Origin of the sequence: Pseudomonas rhodesiae (genome assembly GCF_007858255.1) — a bacterium.
Classification (GTDB): Bacteria; Pseudomonadota; Gammaproteobacteria; order Pseudomonadales; family Pseudomonadaceae; genus Aquipseudomonas; species Aquipseudomonas rhodesiae.
In genome coordinates, this window is record NZ_VFEU01000008.1 from 47,312 (window position 1) to 64,419 (window position 17,108).

The window sequence follows — 17,108 nt, forward strand, 5'->3', positions numbered from 1 at the left end:
ACATTCCTGTGCCAAACAGCCGCGCTACTTAAGGTCACACAGATGGACATGCAATCCCGAATTCGCCAGCTTTTCCAGGCCAGCATCGACACCAAGCAACAGGCGATGGACGTACTTGCACCGCACATCGAGCAAGCCAGTCAGGTCATGGTCAATGCCTTGCTCAACGAAGGCAAAATGCTTTCGTGCGGCAATGGCGGTTCGGCCGGCGACGCCCAGCACTTTTCCTCCGAGCTGCTCAACCGCTTCGAGCGCGAGCGGCCGAGCCTGCCGGCCATCGCCCTGACCACCGACTCGTCGACGATTACCTCGATCGCCAACGATTACAGCTACAACGAAATCTTCTCCAAGCAGATCCGCGCCCTGGGCCAACCGGGCGATGTGCTGCTGGCGATTTCAACCAGTGGCAACTCGGCGAATATTATTCAAGCGATCCAGGCCGCACATGATCGCGAAATGATTGTCGTAGCATTGACCGGACGCGATGGCGGCGGCATGGCCTCGTTGCTGCTGCCTGAAGATGTGGAGATCCGCGTTCCGGCCAATGTCACCGCACGTATTCAGGAAGTCCACCTGCTGGCGATCCACTGCCTGTGCGATCTGATCGACAGCCAACTGTTCGGGAGTGAAGAATGACCGTTAACCGCCTCAGCCTTTTGGCCATCACGCTGTGCCTCGCCATCAGCGGCTGCAGCACGGCAATCACCGCGACACGTGACACCCCCATCCAGGACGACAAGGGCACGCGCACCTTCGGCAGCAAGATCGACGATTCACTGATCGAAACCAAGGTCGAGGTCAACGTCGCCAAGGCCGCGCCGGACCTCGGCAATGGCGCCTCGCGCATCGTCGTCACCAGCTTCAACGGCGTAGTGTTGCTGGCCGGCCAGACACCTCGCGCCGACCTCAAGGCTCAGGCCGAACAAGCCGCCGCGGCCGTGCAGCGCGTGAAGAAGGTTCACAACGAATTGCAGGTGATGGACCCGATCACCCTGCTGGCGATCAGTAACGACGCGCTGCTGACGACCAAAATCAAGGCCCAGATGCTGACGGACAACGCCATCCCAGGCTCGCGCATCAAGGTCGTCACCGATAACGGCATCGTCTACCTGATGGGCTTGCTGACCCAGGCGGAAGCCACTCGCGCGGCCAACCTGGTGCAAGGCGTATCCGGCGTACAGAAGATTGTGAAAGTGTTCGAGTACATCGACTGAAGTAAATGCCGCCCACTAAAAAGGGCGCCGTGCATGGATTGCACGGCGCCCTTTTTAATGCCTGCTGTTTATTGGTACTGCTGGTATGGATTGCCCTGGAACTGATTATTTTGCTGAGGAGCCTGCTGGCCCGGCTGACCGTATTGCTGGCCAGGGATCGGACCGAGGTTGACCTCTACGCGACGGTTCTGGGCACGGCCATTGACGTCGGCGTTACTGGCGATCGGGTTATCCGGGCCGGCACCGCGTGCGCTCAGGTTGGCCGGACTCACGCCTTGGGAGGTCAGGTAATTAGCCACGCTCTGAGCACGGCGTTGGGACAGGTCCATGTTCAGTTGGCGGCTACCGGTGCTGTCGGTATAGCCCACAATCTGGATGGTGTTTTGATTGAACTGTTTGAGCGAGTTGGCGAGGTTGTTCAGCGGCTGGTAAAAACTGCTGGAGATCGCGTCGGAGTTAGTCGCGAAGGTGATGTTACCCGGCATGATCAATTTGATCTGATCCCCCTGGCGCTGCACCTCAACCCCGGTATTGGCCATGCTTTCGCGCAGTTTCTTTTCCTGCTGGTCGGCGTAGTAGCCATACCCGGCGGCACCTGCACCTGCCACTACCGCGCCGATCAGCGCGCCCTTGCCACGGTTGTTGTGGTCGATGGCAGCGCCCGCCAATGCCCCGGCCAGGGCACCCAGACCGCCGTATTTGGCGGTTTTGCTCATACCGCCGGATTCATTATTCGCCTGTCCCTGGCTGCTGCCGTCATAAGGATTAGGGGAAGCGCAGCCGGACAACAAGGCTACGGCGGTAGCGACAACAAGCAGACGACGCGGAGTGAACATGAAAGAAGCTCCTACTTTTGCATTCTGTGGTGCAAAGGACATTGGCAATGGACCTGTGCCGAGTTTGGAACGCGACAAACGGCAAAAATTCCATGACCGTTGCCGCGGCTGTAACAAAACATTGGTCACATTTGCCGCTATCAAAACCCTAGCAGACGCCTCCTGAATAGAACCTGCGTTTTCGCTTTAACGATGCACTCACTTACATCAGGCCCGAACAAACGGATTTTCACGCATCTCATCCCCCAGCCGCGTGTCCGGCCCATGGCCGGTCACCACGGTGGCGCCTTCATCCAGGGTGTACAGGCGCTGCTTGATCGAACGCACGATAGTCGCCTGGTCGCCGCCCCAGAGGTCCGTGCGCCCCACGCCACGTCGGAACAAGGTGTCGCCGGCAATCAGCAATTTGGCCTCAGCGAACCAGAAACTCATCGAGCCCGGCGTATGCCCAGGGGTGTGCAAGGCCACGCCGCAACCGCAGGCCAGTTCTTCGTCATCGGCCAGCCAGCGGTCGGGCGACGGCACCGGGGTGTAGGGCACACCAAACATCTGACATTGCATCTCCAGGTTATCCCACAAGAATTGGTCATCCTTGTGCAGATGCAGGGTGGCGCCGGTTTTCTCTTTCAATTGACCCGAAGCGAGGAAGTGATCGAGATGGGCGTGGGTATGAATGATGCTCACCACTTTCAGCCCCAGCGCATCGAGCCGCGCCAGGATCAGCTCATGATTGCCGCCTGGGTCGACCACGATGGCTTTTTTAGTGATGGGATCGCCGATGATCGTGCAGTTGCACTGCAAGGGGCCGACGGGGAAGGTTTCGCGGATGAGCGTGGGCGATGTGGTGTCCATGGGCAGTCTTCCAGTGCAAATCAATCAGGTGTCTTGGGCGGGTAGCGCCGCAACAATCGCCCTATTAAACCAGACTGGAACGCTGCGCAGACCACTCCAAGCACGCTCGCTTGATGCTTAACCAATCAAACGCAATTCCTGCGCCCGCGCCACCGCCTGAGTGCGCCGCTCGACGCCCAACTTGCTGTTGATATGGCTCGCATGGGTTTTGACCGTGTGCAGTGAAATAAACAGACGGTTACTGATTTCCTGATTGGAACAACCTTCGGCGATCAGTTGCAGGACCGCCAGCTCACGCGCACTGAGGGCTTCATGGGTGGGCGTGGGCGACATCGCTACTGCCTTGGGCAGCAAGGCTAGCAAGCTTTGACTCAACAAGCCGTGAGGGTCCTGGCCCAGTTGCTCGCGCATCCAATCCGGGTGGGCGTCCAACAGACGCTGAAAAGGTTGCAGCGCGCCGCCCGCTCCCGCCTCCAGGGCCCGCGCCAGAATCGGGCGCGCCTTGGTTTCCTGGCCTCCCTCGAGCAGTAACTGTGCCTGCTGAGTCAAGGCCATCAGGGCGATCATCTGGCGACCGCTGTCGTGGGCTTGCTGCGCCAGTTCTTCCAGGCGCTGCAACGCGGCGGCGCGTTGATGGCGCGTGGCGTCGAGGGCCGCTTGTTGCAGGCCGATATGCTGCGGCAGGTGCGGGTGAAATTCCGGCGCGGCGGCGGCGTGCTCGCCGTTGTAGGTTTGCTCCAGCCGTGCCAGCCAGGCTTCGGCCAGATCGGTGCGGCCCTGGGCCAGCCACAACTCGCACTTGATCAGAGTGATCATGGCCAGGTAGTAGATCGGCGGCACGTCCCAGATATGCATCAAGCGTTCGGCCTCGGCGAGTTCGGCGAACGCCAAAGGGAAATCACCGCGCCGCCCTTCGAAACTGGCGATCACGCAATGCCCGATCAACACACTGATATCGCGACAGGCCCGGGCTTCAGCCAATCCAGCGCGCAGGCGGACCATGCCGGCTTCGGGCTGAAACCGCACCAGCAGCAAGTAACCTTCATACAGCGAGAGGCGAGCCCGTACCGCATAAAGCCGTTGAGGCGCCAGACCGTGCAGGCGCTGCAGGCCCTGGCGCACTTCGTCGAGGGAACGCAGAATTTCGCCGCGCGCTTGCAGTACCCGCGCGCGATCATAGTGGGCCAAGGCCTCGAACAGCGGGTTGCCGACGCGCTGCGCCAACTCCAACGACTCGCGATTCAAACCGCGGGCACGCCATAAATCCCCATCGGCAATCGCCAGATTGGACAGAGTCGATAGGCACATCAGTCGCTGGCCGTAACGACGCTGCGGCAGGCTGTCCAAGGCCTCGCTGCAATAGCGCTGGGTCAGCTCGCGATCGCCGCGACCACGGGCGATGATGCCGCTGAGCGCCAGCCACTGCGCCAGCATGGATTTTTGCGCGGTGGCCGAGGGCGCCGGCAGAAACCGACTGAGGTAGCTGGACAACTCTTGCGCCGCATCCAACTGACAGGCCAGCCCCAATGCCCAGCTGTAGAGCACGATCAAGCGCGGTGTGCTGATCAGCAGGCTGTCGGGCAAGTCCATTTTCCAGCGCAGCAGCATGCCGACATTCTGCTCGGCCAGCAGTTGTTCTTCGGACAGGTTTTGCACCAGGTTCGCCGCCACATCCAGATGGCCGGCGCGCAACGCCTGCTCCACCGCCTCGTCGATCAAACCCTGGGCGTTGAACCAACGACAGGCGCGCAGGTGCAGGCTGGCGGCCGGCAGCACAGGGCTGCTTTCGCGTCGGCTGCGCAGCAGGTCGGAGAACAAATGGTGATAACGGAACCAAACGCCCTGCTCGTCCAAAGGCACTAGAAACACTTGGTGAGATTGCAGGTAACGCAGGATCTCCGCGCTGTCATGGGCTTCGCGCACGGCGTCGCACAGGTCACTGCAAAAGCGCTCCTGGGGCGCGGTGTCGAACAGAAACGCCTGCACCTCGGCCGGCAGGCAGTCGATCACCTCTTCCAGCAGGTAATCGCGGATCAACCCTTCGCCGCCGTGCAGGCTCTGGGGCAAGGCACTCTCGTTGCCGGCTTCGGAGGCCGCCAGCAACCAGAAACGCAAACCGGCCACCCAGCCTTCGCTACGACGGATCAAGTTATCGAGGGCTTCGCCGCGCAAGGAGTTGCTATGGCGATCCAGCACCGCCAGGGATTCGGCATGGGTCAGGCGCAGGTCGTGTTCGTTCAGTTCCAGCAAATGCCGCGACAGCCGCAGGCGCGCCAGATGCCAGTCCGGGCGCTGGCGGCTGGTCACCAGCACTACCAGGCCATCGGGCAAATGGTTGAGGAAAAACTGCAGGCAACGGTCCAGCACCGGCCCCTGAGCCAAGTGATAGTCGTCCAGCACCAGTAATAGCGGCGCGCGGGTGGACAGATGGTGGGCCAACTCATCGAGCAGGCCATCGAGCCATTCTTCAAACGCAAAGGGTTGGTGACGCTGACGCATTTTCAGCAGGCCCAGGGACTGGGCACCCAGCGGCGAGAAGTACTGTTGCAGACCTTCGAGCAGGCGCTCGAGGAAACGACCAGGGTCGCTGTCCCGTGGGCCCAAGCCCAGCCACAGACTTTGCCAATGGGCCGGCAGGCTTTGGCAGAACTCGACCGCCAGGGAACTCTTACCGAACCCGGCCGGCGCGCTGACCAGCAACAAACGCCCCTGCAATCCGGCACTCAGCCGTTCGCACAGACGGGGTCGCAGCACGTAGCCGTCAGGCAGCGGAGGCCTGTAAAAGCGAGCTTCCAGAGACGGGATCACCGCACTGGCAGGCCCTTGGATTCGGGACAGATCAGTCATCACCGGGCTCTTATTGAAGGCTATTGTCGGCATTGCAGATGTCCGCAGACTAGCGGTAAAAGCCGCCGCTTTGTAGATCTTTGCAACAACTGCCTGAAAAAGAACTGCGACAAAAAATATCGCGATAGGCAAAAAGCGGGAGGGAGCTTGCTCCCGATAACGAGGTAACAGTCAACGTAAATGCCGACTGTTATCCCGCTATCGGGGGCAAGCCCCCTCCCACCCTTTGATCGAGCTTTGCCAAATTATCGTTCAATCTGGAATGCATCCCATGTGGGAGGGGGCCTGCCCCTCACACATTGGGTCGTGCAACCTAGCGCACACCATCCTGACGCAGGGCCGCCGGGGTGAATTCGCTAGTGGAGGCGGTGAAGCCGAAATCGTAGGCCTGTTTCTCTTCGTTCTTCATGCCCAGCGCCAGGTAGCGGCCGGACTGCAGGTCGTAGAGGGTTTCCAGGGCGTACCACGGCACTTGCTTGTCGTAGTAGTTCTCGGCATGGGCTTCAGCGACGCGCCACAGTTGGCCACGGCCGTCGTAGTGGTCGATCACCGCCGCTTGCCAGGTGTCTTCGTCGATGTAGAAGTCACGCTTGGCGTAGATGTGTCGCTGGCCTTCCTTCAAGGTGGCGACCACATGCCAGACGCGGCGCAGCTCGTAACGCGCCAGGTCCTGGTTGATGTGACCGGCCTTGATGATGTCGGCGTACTTGAGCTTCGGATCGTCGATCTTGTAGCTGTTGGAGGCGATGTAGATTTCTTTCTTGCCCTCCAGCTTCCAGTCGTAGCGATCCGGCGCGCCGTTGTACATGTCGAGGTTGTCGGAGGTACGCAGACCGTCGGCAGCGGTGCCCGGGCCGTCATAGGACACTTGCGGCGCCCGGCGCACACGGCGCTGGCCGGCGTTGTAGACCCATGCCGAACGCGGCTCCTTCACCTGGTCCAGGGTTTCGTGCACCAGCAGCACACCACCGGCCAGGCGTGCCGGCGCGGTCACTTGCTGCTTGAAGTAGAACAGCACGTTGCCCGGGTTCTTCGGATCGAAGTCCTTCATTTTGTCGCGAAACACGAACTGGTCGCGGAAGTACACCAGGCTGTAGGAACCATTGGTTTGCGGGGTAGCCTGGGTAACCAGACGCGTCACGCTGCCGCCGCGATAGCGGGTGATGTGGTTCCAGATCACCTCGACGCCGCTTTTCGGAATCGGGAATGGCACCGCGGTTTCGAAGTTCTCCAAGCCGTTGCCACCGGACACCAGGTTGGTGGTGGTGGCGTTCTTCTTGATCGAGGCAAACACCTCGGCCGGCACGGTAGCGCCACGATGGGTCGGGTAGACCGGCATCTTGAAGGTTTCCGGGTAGCGCTTGAACATCGCGTACTGCCCCGGCGCCAGTTTGTCTTTGTACTGCTCGACATTGGCCGCGGTGATGGTGAACTGCGGTTGCTCATTGGCGTATGGGTTGGCCAGGAAGCCACGGGCATCCACAGCGCCGGCGTTGGTCGGCATCGGCGACCATTTCGGGATAGTGCCGGCAGCGTTACCGGCCATCTCGGCGCCCATCGGCGTCAGGGTGGTACCCAGCTTGGCAGCTTCATCGGCCGAGACCGCCGCCATGACGTTGCTCGCCAGGATCGACAGCCCCAGCACACCTACGTGCAACAGACTTTTAGTTATTTTCATATTCCGGTCTTCCTGAAATTCAGTGTGCTTAGAAGTTCGCGCCGACGCTCAGGGCGACAAAATCACGGTCATCCACGGTGCTGAACTTGCCGCCGAAGAAGTTGGTGTAGGCCAGGCTTGCGGTGTAGGTGTTCTGGTATTCGGCATCCAGCCCCAGGCTGACCGCTTTGCGACCTTCTTCGAAGTTACCGCCAGGACCTGGCGAGTAGCCCTTCACGTCGTGGGACCACGCCACGTTAGGCTTGAGGTTCACACCGGCGAACACATCCGGGTATTCCCAGATGGCGCGAGCGCGATAGCCCCAGGAGGTGGCGGTGGTGAAGCCATCGTTGTTGCAGCTGGTGTTCAAGCCTGAGGCGTTGGGCAAGCCAGCGCCATTGGCGGTGGACAGGTTAAGCCTGTCGCAGAAGCCACCTGGCAAGGTGCCAGGGCCGAATACCGGGTCACGGCCATAACGGGCTTGGGACTTGCTTTCCAGGCCACCCACGTGGGTCACACCGATTTCACCGACGGTGGTCAAGCGGCTCGCGCCCATCACTTGGTCGAAGAAGTGTGTGAAGGTGGTTTGGAACTGGGTCACTTCCTTGCGGTTGTAACCGTGCAGATCCTGACCTGGGGTGCCTTTGAGTACGGACGCGTTGCCAAAGCCTGGGATCGGCGTCACGCCGGCGAAGAGGATATCGGTGGTGCTCAACTGCACCGGTGCGTTGGGACGGTAGCTCAGTTCACCACTCCATGCGGTGCCTGTCGGCAACGTGGTGGAGAAGCTCAAACCGTAGAGGCGGATATCTTCCGGGTACTCGACAAAGTAATTGGAGTTACCGGCCACGACCAGTGGGCGCAAGGCGCCAAGCGGTCCCAGCGGACGGGTGTAGGCCGACGACGGCGCACCCTGCGCACTGAAAATCGGCGCACGGCTGTGGTAGTTCATGAAGTACGCGCCGAACTCGGTATCCAGCGGTTCGAAGTTGTAATGCATCGCCACGCCGAACTGTCCGCTGTCGCGAGCATCACGGTCGGGGCCACGACGGACCAGTACGCCTTCGTTGTTAACGTCCACACCCAAGGCAGTCAAGGTCGGCAAGGCTGCGCCCGGGATGGTCGAACGCTTGTTCAGCACCCGCAGGTTATTGCTGCAACCATCGGAAATCACATCCGGCTGCGAGAAGAACGTACCGCAGTTATCAGTAACGGTCTGGTCCCATTCCAGCTGGTAAAACGCTTCGGCCGAGAGGTTATCGGTCAGGGTTTGCGACACGTAGAACATGTTGACCGGAATCAAGCCTTCCTTGATCTCGGCACCCGGACGACGGAACGCAGACACATCGATCGGGTTGATGGAGTTGATGCCGCCGCCGATAAAGGTGCTTTCGCCCCAGCTCACTACCTGCTTACCGAAGCGCACGCTGCCCGGCTGATCGGCAATCGCATAGTTGTGATAAACGAAGGCGTCGAGAATCTGCCCGCCGGAAGACTTGGCCCCTTCCTTGCGATTGTTGTCGCTGATGTCCTTGAACTCACGGCTTTCATCCTTGAGTTCGAAGTCGTACCAGTATTTGCCCCGCACGAATACGCCGGTGTCGCCGTACTTCAGCTCCAGGTCGTGGATACCCTTGAAGATCTTGGAGAAGGTCTCGCCGCGCTTGAAGTTCAGGTGGCCGTCATCGGACGTCTGGGACAAGCCCCGACCGCCGTTGTTGGCGCCGATCAAGTCCTTGTTGGGCTTGGCTGTCGACCAGCTCGCCCCCACGGAAAGCGACGAGTCAAAATTCCCTTCGATTTCACCGATATTGAAGCTGACGCCGAATGCGGGCCCGGCGAGCGTAGAGGCGAGGCTGACGGCCAGAGGCAATTTTGCCCGGCGCCAGAACTGGTTTACTGAGGTCATCGACGCTACTCCATGTGCATTATTGTTATGGCAGTGAGTTCTAGATGATGCGTGTAACAGCCGGAATACAACGATTCCAAAGCTGCCTGGCAACTGAACCTCCGTGGCCCGAAGCGGTGCATCCTTGAAAAACTCTGAGTGGGACTATAGCCAGCAGGTGGTAGGGCTTGATCCCTCTAAAGTGTGATTTGCATCACCGAGCCGTCTGCCACAGTCCTTTCGCCATGTCGGCGGGGGCCGACGCGGGAAGGATGGCTGAAAATCGGCAAATCACAAGTGAAGGCGCGAGATAGAGCATCGCCGTGCCACAGGGGCACGGCAAATCCGCTCAGAGGGTGGACAGGAACGTGCTGTTGTTGGCCTGCCATTCGATGATGTCAATGCGGATACGCTTCTTATCGAGCTTACCGACACTGGTCTTGGGAATTTCCGTAACAACGGCGATCTGACTCGGAATCGCCCACTTGCTCAAATGGCCCAGTTCCACGAACGGTTTGAGGTGTTCCTTCAGCTCGCGGGCGCCAATTGCATGGCCTTCGCGCACCACCACCAAGGCAAACGGGCGCTCGCCCCACTGCGGGTCGGCGATGCCCACCACCGCTACTTCGCGTACCGCCGGGTGACGGCTGACCAGGTCTTCGAGGGCCAGGGACGAGACCCACTCACCGCCGGTCTTGATCACATCCTTGATGCGGTCGCGGATATCGATCACACCAAAGGCGTCCAGCGTGGCCACATCCCCGGTGTGCATCCAGCCGCCCGCCCACAACTCGGCGCCCTTCTGCGGCTCTTTGAAATATCCCTCGGTCAGCCAGGGCGCGCGCAGCACAAGTTCGCCCTGGGATTCGCCATCGGCCGGCAGGAAACGACCCTCGGCGTCGATGATCGCCGCCTCCACCAACGGCCCCGGCAAGCCAGCCTTGATGCGGTAGGTAATGCGCTCGTCTTCGCTGCCGGCCAGCAGTTCTTCGTTGAGATGCGCACAGGACACCAGCGGTCCGGTCTCGGACATGCCGTACGCAGCGGTCAGTTGAATCCCACGGGCCTTGGAAGCTTCATACAGCGAACGATTCAGCGCACTGCCACCGATGACGATTTTCCAACCGGCAAAATCCACCCCCTGAGCGGCCTTGGCGTTGAGTACCATCTGCAGGATGGTCGGCACGCAATGGGAGAACGTGACCTTTTCCTTGCGCCACAGCTCCACCAGCAATTCCGGGTCGTAGCGGCCAGGGTAGACCTGCTTGAGACCAAGCATGGTAGCCACATACGGCAAACCCCAGGCATGCACGTGAAACATCGGCGTGATCGGCATGTACACGTCGTTGGTGCCCAGCAATCGCACGCTGTCGACGCTGCCCATGATGGTCGCCACGCCAATGGTATGCAGCACCAGCTGGCGATGGGTGAAGTACACGCCCTTGGGGTTACCGGTGGTGCCGGTGGTATAGAACGTGGTGGCGACCGAGTGTTCGTCGAAATCCTGGAAGTCGTACTGGGGGCTGGCGGCGGCCAGCAGGGTTTCATACTCGCCCACCAGGTCAGGCAGATCGGCGGTTTTGGCTTCTCCGTCGGTGAGAAGCAGGGTCTTGTCCACGGTGGTGAGCTGCCCGGCGATGGCTTGATAGAGCCCGACAAACTCACTGTTGACCAGCACGAAGCGGTCTTCGGCGTGGTTCATGGTGTACAGGATCTGTTCCGGCGACAGGCGCACGTTGATGGTGTGGATCACCGCGCCGATCATCGGGATGGCGAACATGCATTCCAGATAGCGATGGCTGTCCCAATCCATCACCGCCACCGTGTCACCGGCCTTCACACCGGCCTCGGTCAACACATTGGCCAGGCGCGCGACGCGTTCGATCAAGGTGGGGTAGGTGTAACGCAATTTGTCACGGTAGACGATTTCCCGGGTCTTCTCGTAACGGGTGCCGGACATCAGCAGGCGCTTGATCAACAGTGGGTATTGGTACGCACCTTCGGCGGGCGGGATAACACGGGTCTGCAACATACGAATCCCTTTTATGACTGCACGGTCTTGGCTTGAAGACCTGCACTGTAGAGACGTTATGTGTGCGCTAAATCAGCCAAAGGAATGATTTGCAGACCTCAGCAAATGCTAGCTTTGCGCCAGCATTTGCACCGATTACTGGCCATGCGCACCGGGTGGGCCAATGTTATTTCATGCTGGTAAAAGCCAGCTTCACACCTATGGCAATCAATACCGCGCCCATGGTCCGGTCGAACCAATGCCCCATCCGCGCAAACCCGGCGCGCACGCGTTGCTGGCTGAACAGCATCGCCACCAGGCAGAACCACAGCGCCGTCGCCACCGCCAGGTAGACGCCGTAGCCGGCCTGCACCGCCAACGGCGTGTGTGGATTGATCACCACGGTGAACAACGAGAGGAAGAACAATGTGGCCTTGGGGTTCAAGCCATTGGTCACGAAACCGGCGGTGAAAGCGCCGCGCGGGGTGCGTTCACCGGCTTCGCGATGCAGCTCGCCCTCGGCGGCGGGTTTGGCCGGCTGGGCACGCAGGGCTTTGAAGCCGATGTACAACAGGTAAGCAGCCGCGGCCCACTTGAGGGCGTTGAACAGCACGATGGACTGGGACACGATCAGCCCGATACCCAGCAACGAATAGCCCACATGCAGGAAAATCGCCGAACCCACGCCCAGCGCGGTCCAGGTGCCGGCGCGGCGGCCGTGAGTCACGCTCTCACGCACCACCACGGCGAAGTCCGGCCCGGGACTGGCCACCGCCAACAAGTGAATCAAGGCTACGGTCAAAAACTCGGCGAGGTACATGCTCACTCCATTAAGTAACTGATTATTTCATCTGATAGGCTCGGCAGATTACGCCTTCGAACTCTGTCGCAAAAGGTACAGTTGATGACTGACAATCGCCGCGCCGTCTTCCTTGATCACCCTTCCCTGGACTTGGGGGACCTCGACCTCAGCCAATTGCGAGACAGCTTCACAGAGTTGCAGCTGTTTTCGGACACGACGCCGCAAAATGTGTTGGAACGCCTGCTAGGTGCCCAAGTGGCCATCAGTAACAAGATCGTGCTCAACGCGCAAACCCTGGCGGCTTGCCCCGATCTCAGACTGATCCTGGTGTCGGCCACCGGTACCAACAACATTGATCTGGCCGCCGCCCGCGCCCAGGGCATCACGGTGAGCAACTGCCAGGGCTACGGCACGCCATCGGTGGCGCAGCACACGATGATGCTGCTGCTCAACCTGGCGACGCGGCTGAAGGACTATCAGCAGGATGTAGCCGCCGGCAAATGGCAACAGGCCAAACAATTCTGCCTGCTGGATCATCCGATCATCGAACTGGAGGGCAAAACCCTCGGCCTGCTTGGCCACGGTGAATTGGGCAGCGCCGTGGCGCGTCTGGCCGAAGCCTTTGGCATGCGCGTGGTGCTGGGCGCGATTCCGGGGCGCCCTGCCCGGGCCGACCGCGTGCCGTTGGATGAACTGCTGCCCCAGGTCGACGCGCTGACCTTGCACTGCCCGCTCAACGAGCACACCCGCCATTTGATCGGCGCCCGCGAACTGGCGCTGCTCAAGCCCGGCGCGCTGGTGGTCAACACCGCGCGCGGCGGTTTGATCGACGAGCAAGCCCTGGCCCACGCGTTGCGCAGCGGCCATCTGGGCGGCGCGGCTACCGATGTGTTGAGCGTGGAGCCGCCGGTCGACGGTAATCCGCTGCTGGCCGATGATATTCCGCGCTTGATCGTCACCCCACACAATGCCTGGGGCAGCCGCGAGGCGCGCCAGCGTATCGTCGGTCAACTGGCGCAAAACGCCCGTGGCTTTTTCAGCGGTGCCCCGCTGCGGGTTGTGAGTTGATAAACTGCGCCCCTTTTCAAGGAGCAGACCATGGATCCGCGCAGTGAAGTACTGCTTCGCCAGGCCGAACTTTTTCAAGGCAACCTGCTATTGGTGGGGTTGCCCGCCGACGACTTGCTGGGGCGCCTGCCCAATGCCCACGGCTGGTGCTGGCATGCCGGCGACCAGGCGGCGCTGGACGCCCGTTTCCCCGAGCGCAGCCAGTTCGGCGTCAGCGTGCCGGAGCGTGCGTTCGACGCGGCGGTAATCTTTCTGCCCAAATCCAAGGACCTGACCGACTACCTGCTCAAGGCCGTGGCCGCACGCCTTCCCGGCGCCGAGCTGTTCCTGGTGGGCGAGAAAAAAGCCGGTATCGAAAGCGCCGCCAAGCAAATGATCCCCTTGGGCAAACCGCGCAAGCTCGACAACGCGCGGCATTGTCAGCTGTGGCAAGTCACCGTGGCCAATGCCCCGCAGGCGGTGGCGTTGGAGAGCCTGGCACAGACGTTCGACGTACCGCTGGCCGAAGGGCCGTTGAAGGTGGTGAGCCTGCCGGGCGTGTTCAGCCACGGTCGCCTGGATCGCGGCACCGAGTTATTGCTGGCGCATCTGGATAAATTGCCGAGCGGTCACCTGCTGGACTTTGGCTGTGGGGCTGGCGTATTGGGAGCCGCAATCAAACGTCGCTACCCGCACAACACCGTCACTTTGCTCGACGTGGACGCCTTCGCCGCCGCCAGCAGCCGCCTGACCCTGGCCGCCAACGGCCTGGAAGCCGAGGTGCTGACCGGTGATGGCATCGACGCCGCGCCGATGGGATTGAATGCGATTCTGAGCAATCCACCGTTCCATGTTGGCGTGCACACTGACTATTTCGCCACCGAGAACTTGCTGCGAAAAGCGGCCAAACATCTGGCAAAAGGCGGCGAACTGCGCTTGGTGGCCAACAGTTTCCTGAAGTACCAGCCGTTGATCGAAGAGCACCTGGGCGTGTGTGCGATCAAGGCTGAGGGCAATGGTTTTCGTATCTACCGCGCCAAGCGCGGCTGATCGAGGTTTAGCAAAGAACGCTTGCCGAATGGAATTTGCCTAGGCAGAATCCGCTCCGTCCTAGGGGAGTAGTCTCCCACGAGCACCACGCTCGTCCGGCATACGTCAACATACTTGGTCAGCAGACCATGGCGTATGCGACTCAGGAGTCCGCACAGACGGACCGGGGTTTGACAAGACCTATGACACGCACACCTTACCCGGGGCGGGAAGGCTGTACGTGTCATAGCCGTGTCGACCCGCCCCTGGAAACCTACCTGATGCTGGATTCATTGCTCGTTCCCACCGCAATCGTTGCCTTGGCCGAAATCGGCGACAAGACGCAACTGCTCGCCCTCATCCTGGCCGCCCGCTTTCGCAAACCCTGGCCGATCATCGCCGGTATCGTCGCCGCCACCCTGGCCAACCACGCCGCCGCCGGTGCCGTGGGCGCCTGGTTCGGCAGTTTCTTCTCGGATGCGGTGCTGCACTGGATCCTCGCGGCCAGCTTCTGCGCCACCGCACTGTGGACCTTGGTGCCGGACAAACTCGACGATGACGAAGCCAGCACCACGCGCAAGTTCGGGCCTTTCCTGACCACGCTGATTGCGTTTTTCCTCGCGGAAATCGGTGACAAGACGCAGATCGCCACGGTGATGCTCGCCGCGCAATATCCGGAACTGTGGCTGGTGATTATCGGTACCACTCTGGGCATGCTGATTGCCAACGTGCCGGTGGTATTGGCGGGGAATTTCGCCGCAGAGAAACTGCCGCTGACGTTGATTCGCCGACTGGCCGCCTCAGCGTTTTTCATCCTGGCGATCGTAGCGGTGTACAAGGCCATGCAGAGCAGTGGCTGGATCTAAGAGTCTCAACCTGCAAACCCAATCCAACGTGGGAGGGGGGCAAACCCTCTCCCACCGTTGGATCGTCACAGGGTCAAGATTTTTTGGCCTGCTGATAGAGCGGCATGACCTTTGGAATGGCCGCCTGCAGCGAGGCGATGCGGCTGTCAGACGCCGGGTGCGTGCTCATGAACTCCGGCGGCGCGCCCTCGGACGCCTTGGCCATCTTGTTCCACAACGTGATCGCGGCGTTCGGGTTGTAGCCGGCGCGGGCAGACAGTTCCAGGCCGATCAGGTCCGCTTCGTTTTCATTGCTGCGGCTGTTGGGCAAGGTCATGCCGTAGTTGGCTACGGTGTCGGCCAGCGCCAGACTGTCCTGACCCAGGCCAAACAGCGCACCGGCGCCCTGCTTGGCCATTTCGATGCCGTAAGCCTTGGACATGGCTTCGCGACCATGCTCACGCAGGGCATGGGCGATTTCATGGCCCATTACCGCGGCCAATTCGTCATCGGTGAGCTTGAGGTTGTCGATCAGCGCGCTGTACACGAAGATCTTGCCGCCAGGCCCGCAGTTGGCGTTCATCTCATCGCTTTTGATCAGGTTCACTTCCCAGTTCCACTGCGCCGCATCCGCACGGAAGGTCGGTGCCTGGGCGATCAGACGCTTGGCAATGGCCTGCACGCGCTTGGCGTTGGCACTGGTTTTATCCACCAAGCCTTTGCCGCTGGCCTCACCCAGGGTCTGCTGGTAGGACTGAGCATACATTTGGTCGACTTCCTGGCTCGACAGCATGCTGAACATGTACTGCTTGCGCTCTACCCCAACGGCGCCGCCGCTGGTGGTGTTGACCGATTGACACCCGGCCAGCAGGACCGCTGCCGCCAATACACTTACCGCCAGTGATTTCTTCATCAATACACTCTCCCTGAAAAGACGCCCTGAAAACATGGCGCGTATCGTAGGCGTTCAACTGTATCGACGCCAGATACACCAGACGTGTAACCGCTGAATTTCGGATACATCTCACACCTCCCGCTGCGGCGGCGGCTGTCCCGTTTGCGACAAACGGCCGGCTTTTGATCGCCCACCGCTCATGACCTGCACGCCCCAGGCCGATACAACGGGCAGCCCATCTCTTCTGCGCGTGGAGTGCTCATGAAATTCAAGTCGATTCAGTTTTCGGTCGCCGCATTGGCCGGGGCCATTGCGCTGACCGTGGTCGCGGTGCTGGTGCTCTACGCGTTGTTCGCCGGCGCGCGCACCCAAGAGATGGTCCAGCAACGCACTCAGGCGCAGTTCGAGCAGATCATCGAGCAGCGCCTGACGTCCCTGGCGCAAACCCAGGCCACCCAGATCCAGCGTGAGCTGGAGGCGCCACTGGTGACCGCCAAAGGTTTGGCCACCGCCAACGCCCTGATTGCGATGAAGGACGCCAAGGGCGAGCCCGCGCTGCAGATCGGCCGTGAGCAATTGATCAACCTGCTGCGTGAAAGTGTGGTGCGCAACCCAAAAATCCTCGGCGCCTACATCGGCTGGGAACCTAACGCAATCGATCATAACGACGCCGCCTACGTGAACAGCCCCATCGTCGGCATGGGCGCCGACGGCCGCTTTATCCCGTGGTGGTATCGCAACGCGGACGGCAGCCTGGGCCTGGATAAGCTCGCCGACGTGGCCGACCAGAAAATGCTCTCCACCGGCGTGCGCGCCAGCGAGTACTACCTGTGCTCCAAGGAAAACCAGAAGCCCTGCGCCATCGACCCCGCCCCGTATAAAGTCGGCGACGTGATGGTGATGCTGGCCTCGTTTATCGAACCGATCATGGTCGATGGCAAGTTCCAGGGCATTGTGGGGGCCGATCTGTCGGTGAACTTCATTCAGGACATGCTCACCAGTGCCGACCAGAAGCTCTATAACGGCGCCGGCGAACTGGCGCTGATCTCCAGCAACGGCCGCTTGGTGGCCTACACCAAGGACGCCAGCAAGCTCGGCGAAAAGGCCAGCGACCTGCTCGACGCCAGCGAACTGGCCAACCTCAACCAGCTCAAACCCGGCGAAGTGCGCTACGACATCGACCGC

At 60.8% G+C, this 17,108-nt stretch carries 14 protein-coding genes and 1 riboswitch; of the genes, 6 read left to right on the plus strand and 8 right to left on the minus strand.

Annotated elements, in window-relative coordinates; all coding sequences use genetic code 11:
• Window positions 1-42 precede the first annotated feature (42 nt).
• Both FIV35_RS14145 and FIV35_RS14150 read left to right on the plus strand, forming a co-directional pair.
• Window positions 43-636, plus strand: coding sequence for a phosphoheptose isomerase (locus FIV35_RS14145; protein ID WP_007904374.1), 594 nt, complete (start codon window positions 43-45; stop codon window positions 634-636).
• Window positions 633-1,214 (plus strand): BON domain-containing protein, encoded by a 582-nt coding sequence (locus FIV35_RS14150; RefSeq protein ID WP_012722284.1) that lies wholly within the window; start codon window positions 633-635, stop codon window positions 1,212-1,214. Before FIV35_RS14145 ends, FIV35_RS14150 begins: the two co-directional genes overlap by 4 nt.
• 68 nt (window positions 1,215-1,282) lie before the next feature.
• Here FIV35_RS14150 and FIV35_RS14155 read toward each other — a convergent pair whose 3' ends face one another.
• Window positions 1,283-2,050 (minus strand): YiaD family glycine zipper/OmpA-like lipoprotein, encoded by a 768-nt coding sequence (locus FIV35_RS14155; protein WP_034095952.1) that lies wholly within the window; start codon window positions 2,048-2,050, stop codon window positions 1,283-1,285.
• On the opposite strand from FIV35_RS14155, the gene FIV35_RS29605 reads away from it, so the two are divergent.
• Entirely contained in the window at window positions 2,049-2,216 is a 168-nt protein-coding gene (locus FIV35_RS29605; RefSeq protein WP_156796371.1) for a hypothetical protein, read from the plus strand. The genes FIV35_RS14155 and FIV35_RS29605 overlap by 2 nt on opposite strands.
• 41 nt (window positions 2,217-2,257) lie before the next feature.
• Here FIV35_RS29605 and FIV35_RS14160 read toward each other — a convergent pair whose 3' ends face one another.
• The 6 genes from FIV35_RS14160 to FIV35_RS14185 all read right to left on the minus strand — a co-directional run bounded on the left by FIV35_RS14160 (window position 2,258) and on the right by FIV35_RS14185 (window position 12,125).
• The gene (locus FIV35_RS14160; RefSeq protein WP_034137010.1) at window positions 2,258-2,902 is read right to left on the minus strand and encodes an MBL fold metallo-hydrolase; all 645 of its coding nucleotides are present in this window, start codon (window positions 2,900-2,902) and stop codon (window positions 2,258-2,260) included.
• A gap of 117 nt (window positions 2,903-3,019) precedes the next feature.
• Window positions 3,020-5,749, minus strand: a complete 2,730-nt coding sequence (locus FIV35_RS14165) for a winged helix-turn-helix domain-containing protein (RefSeq protein WP_034137009.1) — start codon at window positions 5,747-5,749, stop codon at window positions 3,020-3,022.
• A gap of 313 nt (window positions 5,750-6,062) precedes the next feature.
• The gene (locus tag FIV35_RS14170; RefSeq protein WP_034095949.1) at window positions 6,063-7,427 is read right to left on the minus strand and encodes a DUF1329 domain-containing protein; all 1,365 of its coding nucleotides are present in this window, start codon (window positions 7,425-7,427) and stop codon (window positions 6,063-6,065) included.
• A 28-nt stretch (window positions 7,428-7,455) separates the two neighbouring features.
• Window positions 7,456-9,315: a DUF1302 domain-containing protein gene (locus FIV35_RS14175; protein ID WP_034137008.1), complete on the minus strand. Its 1,860-nt coding sequence runs from the start codon at window positions 9,313-9,315 to the stop codon at window positions 7,456-7,458.
• A gap of 328 nt (window positions 9,316-9,643) precedes the next feature.
• On the minus strand, window positions 9,644-11,326 hold the full coding sequence (locus FIV35_RS14180; protein ID WP_034137007.1) for a fatty acid--CoA ligase: 1,683 nt from the start codon (window positions 11,324-11,326) through the stop codon (window positions 9,644-9,646).
• A 166-nt stretch (window positions 11,327-11,492) separates the two neighbouring features.
• Complete coding sequence (locus tag FIV35_RS14185) at window positions 11,493-12,125, minus strand: LysE family translocator (protein ID WP_034095946.1); 633 nt, start codon at window positions 12,123-12,125, stop codon at window positions 11,493-11,495.
• Between the two features lie 84 nt (window positions 12,126-12,209).
• Between FIV35_RS14185 and FIV35_RS14190 the strand changes: the two genes are divergently transcribed.
• The 3 genes from FIV35_RS14190 (at window position 12,210) to FIV35_RS14200 (ending at window position 15,049) form a co-directional block, all read left to right on the plus strand.
• Window positions 12,210-13,175: a 2-hydroxyacid dehydrogenase gene (locus tag FIV35_RS14190; RefSeq protein WP_034137006.1), complete on the plus strand. Its 966-nt coding sequence runs from the start codon at window positions 12,210-12,212 to the stop codon at window positions 13,173-13,175.
• 30 nt (window positions 13,176-13,205) lie between these two features.
• Window positions 13,206-14,204: a methyltransferase gene (locus FIV35_RS14195; RefSeq protein WP_034137005.1), complete on the plus strand. Its 999-nt coding sequence runs from the start codon at window positions 13,206-13,208 to the stop codon at window positions 14,202-14,204.
• A 50-nt stretch (window positions 14,205-14,254) separates the two neighbouring features.
• A riboswitch (yybP-ykoY riboswitch) is annotated at window positions 14,255-14,356 on the plus strand.
• A 108-nt stretch (window positions 14,357-14,464) separates the two neighbouring features.
• Window positions 14,465-15,049: a TMEM165/GDT1 family protein gene (locus FIV35_RS14200; protein ID WP_016978300.1), complete on the plus strand. Its 585-nt coding sequence runs from the start codon at window positions 14,465-14,467 to the stop codon at window positions 15,047-15,049.
• 73 nt (window positions 15,050-15,122) lie between these two features.
• Here the strand turns inward: FIV35_RS14200 and FIV35_RS14205 are convergent, their stop codons facing one another.
• Window positions 15,123-15,941, minus strand: a complete 819-nt coding sequence (locus tag FIV35_RS14205; protein ID WP_034095942.1) for a M48 family metallopeptidase — start codon at window positions 15,939-15,941, stop codon at window positions 15,123-15,125.
• Between the last annotated feature and the right edge of the window lie 1,167 nt (window positions 15,942-17,108).

What these genes read in the sequence shown, in the direction of transcription:
- FIV35_RS14155 (WP_034095952.1), bottom strand. Translation starts at nt 2,050, where the DNA reads ATGTTCACTCCGCGTCGTCTGCTTGTTGTCGCTACCGCCGTAGCCTTG.
- FIV35_RS14145 (WP_007904374.1), top strand. Translation starts at nt 43, where the DNA reads ATGGACATGCAATCCCGAATTCGCCAGCTTTTCCAGGCCAGCATCGAC.
- FIV35_RS14150 (WP_012722284.1), top strand. Translation starts at nt 633, where the DNA reads ATGACCGTTAACCGCCTCAGCCTTTTGGCCATCACGCTGTGCCTCGCC.
- FIV35_RS14180 (WP_034137007.1), bottom strand. Translation starts at nt 11,326, where the DNA reads ATGTTGCAGACCCGTGTTATCCCGCCCGCCGAAGGTGCGTACCAATAC.
- FIV35_RS29605 (WP_156796371.1), top strand. Translation starts at nt 2,049, where the DNA reads ATGAAAGAAGCTCCTACTTTTGCATTCTGTGGTGCAAAGGACATTGGC.
- FIV35_RS14165 (WP_034137009.1), bottom strand. Translation starts at nt 5,749, where the DNA reads ATGACTGATCTGTCCCGAATCCAAGGGCCTGCCAGTGCGGTGATCCCG.
- FIV35_RS14205 (WP_034095942.1), bottom strand. Translation starts at nt 15,941, where the DNA reads ATGAAGAAATCACTGGCGGTAAGTGTATTGGCGGCAGCGGTCCTGCTG.
- FIV35_RS14160 (WP_034137010.1), bottom strand. Translation starts at nt 2,902, where the DNA reads ATGGACACCACATCGCCCACGCTCATCCGCGAAACCTTCCCCGTCGGC.
- FIV35_RS14175 (WP_034137008.1), bottom strand. Translation starts at nt 9,315, where the DNA reads ATGACCTCAGTAAACCAGTTCTGGCGCCGGGCAAAATTGCCTCTGGCC.
- FIV35_RS14185 (WP_034095946.1), bottom strand. Translation starts at nt 12,125, where the DNA reads ATGTACCTCGCCGAGTTTTTGACCGTAGCCTTGATTCACTTGTTGGCG.
- FIV35_RS14195 (WP_034137005.1), top strand. Translation starts at nt 13,206, where the DNA reads ATGGATCCGCGCAGTGAAGTACTGCTTCGCCAGGCCGAACTTTTTCAA.
- FIV35_RS14200 (WP_016978300.1), top strand. Translation starts at nt 14,465, where the DNA reads ATGCTGGATTCATTGCTCGTTCCCACCGCAATCGTTGCCTTGGCCGAA.
- FIV35_RS14190 (WP_034137006.1), top strand. Translation starts at nt 12,210, where the DNA reads ATGACTGACAATCGCCGCGCCGTCTTCCTTGATCACCCTTCCCTGGAC.
- FIV35_RS14170 (WP_034095949.1), bottom strand. Translation starts at nt 7,427, where the DNA reads ATGAAAATAACTAAAAGTCTGTTGCACGTAGGTGTGCTGGGGCTGTCG.